6 protein-coding genes and 1 pseudogene are annotated in these 5,482 nt (G+C 42.6%); all 7 read right to left on the bottom strand.

From position 1 onward, the window contains the following. Window positions 1-766 (bottom strand): ATP-binding protein (locus HQK80_15050; GenBank protein ID MBF0223512.1); only part of this gene is annotated, 766 nt, incomplete at its 3' end. Next, complete coding sequence (locus HQK80_15045) at window positions 759-1,901, bottom strand: ATP-binding protein (GenBank protein MBF0223511.1); 1,143 nt, start codon at window positions 1,899-1,901, stop codon at window positions 759-761. The genes HQK80_15045 and HQK80_15050, both read right to left, overlap by 8 nt. Window positions 1,902-1,945: 44 nt before the next feature. Further along, window positions 1,946-2,434, bottom strand: a complete 489-nt coding sequence (locus HQK80_15040; protein ID MBF0223510.1) for a Uma2 family endonuclease — start codon at window positions 2,432-2,434, stop codon at window positions 1,946-1,948. A 106-nt stretch (window positions 2,435-2,540) separates the two neighbouring features. After that, on the bottom strand, window positions 2,541-2,822 hold the full coding sequence (locus tag HQK80_15035; protein MBF0223509.1) for a hypothetical protein: 282 nt from the start codon (window positions 2,820-2,822) through the stop codon (window positions 2,541-2,543). Then, entirely contained in the window at window positions 2,812-3,072 is a 261-nt protein-coding gene (locus HQK80_15030) for a helix-hairpin-helix domain-containing protein (protein ID MBF0223508.1), read from the bottom strand. The genes HQK80_15035 and HQK80_15030 overlap by 11 nt, the downstream gene beginning before the upstream one ends. A gap of 408 nt (window positions 3,073-3,480) precedes the next feature. Further along, window positions 3,481-4,335, bottom strand: coding sequence for a DUF4338 domain-containing protein (locus HQK80_15025; GenBank protein ID MBF0223507.1), 855 nt, complete (start codon window positions 4,333-4,335; stop codon window positions 3,481-3,483). A 665-nt stretch (window positions 4,336-5,000) separates the two neighbouring features. Beyond that, window positions 5,001-5,423: pseudogene (locus tag HQK80_15020) on the bottom strand (transposase). Window positions 5,424-5,482: the final 59 nt, after the last annotated feature.

Here is a 5,482-nt window from a genome sequence, read left to right as displayed (position 1 = left end):
TCACATCTTTAATTCGCAGAAAATAATGCAATAATCCCTGGTCTCTGAAAAAACCTTTTTTGGCCTTTTGGACTTTTTTCAGCCTATTTCCGGTGTACGGTTCTAGATTTCTCCAGACAAAGGTCTGGTGAATAATGTCCAGATAATCCTTGACCGTCGAGACGCTTATCTCAAGGGCACGAGCCATATCACTCATATTCAACTGGTGCCCTGAAAATTGGGCTAGCAAGGTAAGAAATCTTCTAAAATTATGAATATTTAATCTGGGAAACAAGCCACGTATGTCTCTACCGAAATAATCTGCTATATAATTCTCCACCCACTGTTTGTAAAATTCTTCGTTTTGTTCACTTTCTATAAGTGGTTCCGGGAAGCCGCCTTTGTGCCAGACATTCATTGCCTGGTTAAGGGTCACCTGCGGCGGCAATTGCAAAAAATCTTTTGCCTGAACTGTCCCGTCAACCACCATAGAATAAAGACCAGAGATCTCTTTGTCGTGAAACTCTCCTTGTTTAAACGGCCACATTTCAACTGTTGCGATTCGCCCAGCAAGACTTTCCGTAATACCCTTCACAATGTTGGGGGAACTTGACCCTGTAAGCAGAAAGCGGCCTTTTTTCTTTCGATTAGCATCAATAACCCCCCGGAGAACTTTAAAAATTTCTGGGAATTGTTGCGCCTCACCGATAATTACGCCGTCTGAATTAATAGTAAAACAAAAATCTTTGCTTCGAAGAAAATGGCCCGGCAATTGATACTTACGAATCTATTTCTTTTACGTTCAAGCACGAATTAAGCGGTCGAACCGTAATTTTGTCCGTTATCGGATATTCTTCTTTCCCTGGATATACAACCCATAAATAATCCAAGGAAAGATCTTGAACCGCAATGTGCATTGATTTTGTACCCCTTGGAGCTTCATTAAATTTAAATTCAACGCCATACCGTTTGCCGCCATGGAAAAAGAAGAGGTCAACTTCCGCCCCGCTATAAGTGGACCAGAAATATGCTTCTGATGGCCCCATAGCCTGAAGCACTTGCTCAAGAGCAAAACCCTCCCAAGACGCTCCCAGGCGTGGATTCCCAGTCAAACTGTGATAGTCTGGAATGTGCAACAGGCTGTGTAGCAGTCCGGAATCTCTGAAGTATATTTTGGGGGCCTTCACCTGGCGCTTATGGATGTTCTCATGCCATGGCTGAAGCTGGCGGATCATAAATGTGGCCGTAAGAATATCAAGGTATGACCTGATAGTCTTGTCAGTTAGTCCCATTGATCGGCCAAGCTCTGAGGCATTCCATGTTTGGCCGTGAAAATGAGCCAGCATTGTCCAGAATCGCCGCATTGCTGCTGCCGCAATTGTTATCCCCAACATTGGAATGTCGCGCTCAAGAAATGTCCGTATAAACCCCTCTCTCCAGGCCAGACTATCAGCTTCTGAATCTGCGAGAAATGAACGAGGAAAGCCGCCCCGAAGCCATAACTGTTCCCTGTCATTGGTTTCCTGCATGTTGAATCCAGCTAGCTCAATAAATTCAACTCTGCCGGCAAGTGTTTCGGAAACATTCTTAATAACATGAGGAGAAGCGCTACCCAGAACCAAAAATTTCAATTTATTTTCGGGATTATCAACTAAAACACGCAGCACGTTAAACAGTTCCGGTTTAAGTTGAATTTCATCAAGTATGATCGTTCCCTGAAGGGCGCTCAGCATTAATTCCGGATTTTGCAATCTCTGCTGATCTACGGGCGATTCCAAGTCGAAGTATGACGCATTGCACCGTTTACCGAAGATGCGTGCAAGTGTTGTTTTTCCACATTGTCTTGGCCCAAGAAGTGCGGTGACCGGAGATCTCTCAAGCGCGATTGTCAAGCGTTCTAAATAGTTGGTTCGCGTAATCATCGAATCACATTATCATTGAATATTCGGAGTGTCAATCCGAATATTCAATGATAAAAATGGGCGCAATTTAAAACCATAATCAACTTTTCTTCAGGATGTATTAACCAGTATTCTCTGACCCCACACTTTTCATAAATATTCCGTTTAACTTTCATATCTTTTGATGCCGTAGATAGAGACAATATCTCGACAATCAAGTCTGGCGCTCCCTTACAACCTCTATCGTCTAATTTTTCTTGATCACAAATAACGCTGATGTCCGGCTGCACGACGGTAAAAATGGCCTCATCATTCTTGTCAGGTGTGTCTGCCAACCTCACATCAAAAGGCGCCGAATAGACCTTACAGTCCGTTCCCTTTAGAGCTTCATAAAAACCAGCACTCAATATCATTGAAATTTCTTGATGGAGACGAGAAGGAGCTGGTGTCATGTCATACTCAACCCCTTCAATCAATTCCCAGCGCCCATCGTTCCACTCACAATAATTCTTGTAGGAATATTTTGCAGTTACCTGCTTTGCAAGTGGTGTCATAGTCTCAACCTTTAAAGTGTTAATCCTTTTTCGATCCCAACTGGATCACCAAACTCGGCAACCTGAAACTCCACGAGTAAGTCAAACGTACCTTTGTGAATCGACTTTAATTGCAACATCTAAAGCTTGTTTTCTCTACGGAAAAATAGGCACTTAAAAAGCTGAGGGTTTTTGCGTCCAGGTTTCTAATTTTTGTGACCTCATTTTTAATTTTCTTTTTTCCGTACACCTTCTTAAGTAGTTTCCAGTCATGCAGATTACCCCTGCCAACAACTCTTTCGATGATGAATCGTGCATGTAATTCAACGTCAATAGACTCAATCGCAACGTCCCAGAATAGAGCGTCACTGAAGCCATTTAACTGAGCATTAAAGCCGTTATTCATCATCAACCGTCACCTGGTCACGAAGTTTTTCCATTGTTTTTTGACCGATACCTTTGACCTTTTTCAGCTCTTCAGGATCCTTAAAACTCCCGTGCTCTTTTCGATATTCAATGATGGCTGTGGCCTTGGCTGGGCCAATGCCGGATAACGAGACGAGCTCTTTCTGGTCAGCAGTATTAATATTCACACCAGCGAAAGCAGCTATTGCCATAGATAAAACCAACAAAACCGTCAAAAATAATTTTCTAAACATGATTATTCTCCTTTTTTGTTATCATTGGCACAAGACGATCAAAACAGTTGACTACTGTCCTTCGGTAAACTTGGCAGATCAAAATCAGTAAAACATCTACTTTTCCACCCAAACAGTGTACAAAACTTTCCCATATTCCAAAATATGTTCTTTGAGGGGCCTATTTTCGAGCGACTCAAAGTGGACCACATCAAAGAAATAGGGCAGCAAGGTCTCTTCTTCAAGATAGTCGTTTACCTTTGAGACAATCCAAAGGAGCATACTGTATTTTAATCAATGAATACGCTTCCAAAGCAATTGCTTAAATGCACGGTCAAAGTTTTGAAAGCGCTGCTTCCAGCGTATCCCTTTTAATTCATTCATATTTTAGTTCCTCGATAGTAAATATTCGGCTTGCTCTTCACAGAGTTACGCCGTCAAGATACTCCGGAACTTCTTTTCCAGAGGATACACCCAAACATCTTTAATGGGAACACTCACTTTTCCTGCTGGTCCAAGTTTTCCTCGACCTTTAGTTTTTCCGCATAATTGCCAATTAGCAGCCTTATAGCAGGTACCAATAAATCTCTTATTTTCGACGAATGTCTCCAGTAATACCGGCCGGATGTTATATCTGTCTTCCCAATCGTCTGGAAGTTGTCGAGTCGTTAGCGACAGAATTTTTGATGCAAGATTTTTTGATTGTACCCAAGGCAAAATCAAAAAACGGGCATTATTGGTGATCAAATGCAAATTCTTTTTCCTCTGTTCATGATTCCAGCCAATGAAGATGTCTCTTGGCGCCGTTTGCCACGCAGCTGCACCAAAACCTGTCAGGGCAACAAGCTGCTCACCCGCATAGACAAAATAGCGCAATTGTGCTCCTGGCAGAGGAGTATACCCAAGATAATGATATCTCTCAATATACTCATTCCATAGTACAGAATTGGCTCTCGTGACCTTTTGGAAACGCAATTGAGGTAACAGGTCAACGGAACTCAAGATAGGATTCTGCGGATCTGTGAATGAGGTGAATTTAATATTTCGAACTGGTTGCTTGACACGGGTTGAAGGTGGCAACTGGATTAGTCCATCTTCCTGCATGCGCAGCATGGCAACACGACATGACATATCCTTGAGGTTCCCGTCAGGTTTCAGCCATTGAAGTGTCTTGCATACTTCTGTGGATAGCCGCGTTCTATTGAATTCAGGATTATTTTTTATGAGGGAGCGAATCTGGCCAAGGTCATGATATGTGAATTCTCTACCGCAATATTTGTTCATGATGTGTTAAGTGGCTTGGCGAGTTTCCGGTGACGCCTTTTGCCCATTTTCCAGGGAAGAAATGGGGATAAATCTTCAGGTGGATTGCCATGGTTTTCCGCGCAGGCGGTCAGGTATGCCCTCAACCAATGTTTACAATTGAGACCACATAAAGTCATGGTTTGAAAAACTGAAAACATTATTGCTGCAAGCTCAGAACTCCAGAGACTTCCTGAACCATAAAAATTCTTACGACCTGTCACAGGATTACGGATTGACCGTTCTCCCGAATTGTTATCCATGGGAACTTCAGGGTGATCGACAAAAACACTCAATCCTTCCCAATGGTTTTGAAGACTTGTCAGGATTTTATATTTAACTTCTGAGATCAGGTCATATTTATGATCAGGTTCGTTAGGTTTGTACGCATCTATAAAAGCATCTCTCTCCTTGGCCATTTCATCCATTTTTTCAACGAGCTTTGTATGCTGCTTTTTGAATGCTTCAGATTGCCATTGAATGGGAAGTTTTTTATCAAACTCAATACAGCGCTTTTTGTTGACATGGTAAAGCTCCCCGATTTTCTTAACCCAATAGAGCGACCACTCTTCCATGGCCGGATACTTTCTAGCGGCATCTAGAAAGTCACGCCGGACGTGTGCCCAGCAAAAAGCAAGAATGATAAAGAGCAGTTGCTTTGCCATTGATTTGTAGGCGCTGTAGCGATCACAGATAACAATAATCTTATGTTGTATATTTTTAAAATGCCCAACGGGAACATCTGCACCGCGGCCTGGTGCAATCTGAAAAAAGACAACAGATGCTGAACGACTGACCCACAACCACCACCGATTACCAACTTTGCCTTCGACATTTTCAAAAACCTTCCAGCCGCTCTCATCATTGTGAAATTGGTTTTCTGTCATTTGTTGAAGATAGAAGGCATCGTAGACAGGTTGCAATAAGTCTTTAAGTCTCTTTAGACCACCTGTAATGCTTCCGGCGGAGATAGGTAACCCCAATTCTGCATACTGATTGAGAAGACGGTTGGTTGGCTGGCAATAATGAAATTTACTTAACAAAACGGCTTCCCAGATTGACATTGCGTATTCCAATGAATTCGGCCAGGCACTCCGAAGTTATCCGGCCACCCAGTCCGGAGGAATTC

It is taken from the genome of Desulfobulbaceae bacterium (genome assembly GCA_015231515.1).
Classification (GTDB): Bacteria; Desulfobacterota; Desulfobulbia; order Desulfobulbales; family VMSU01; genus JADGBM01.
The sequence above is the reverse complement of the archived record's forward strand: the minus strand, read 5'-3'. Positions and strand labels throughout refer to the sequence as shown.

Coding starts and splice junctions, on each gene's coding strand:
- HQK80_15045 (MBF0223511.1), bottom strand. CDS start 1,901: ATGATTACGCGAACCAACTATTTAGAACGCTTGACAATCGCGCTTGAG.
- HQK80_15040 (MBF0223510.1), bottom strand. CDS start 2,434: ATGACACCACTTGCAAAGCAGGTAACTGCAAAATATTCCTACAAGAAT.
- HQK80_15035 (MBF0223509.1), bottom strand. CDS start 2,822: ATGATGAATAACGGCTTTAATGCTCAGTTAAATGGCTTCAGTGACGCT.
- HQK80_15030 (MBF0223508.1), bottom strand. CDS start 3,072: ATGTTTAGAAAATTATTTTTGACGGTTTTGTTGGTTTTATCTATGGCA.
- HQK80_15025 (MBF0223507.1), bottom strand. CDS start 4,335: ATGAACAAATATTGCGGTAGAGAATTCACATATCATGACCTTGGCCAG.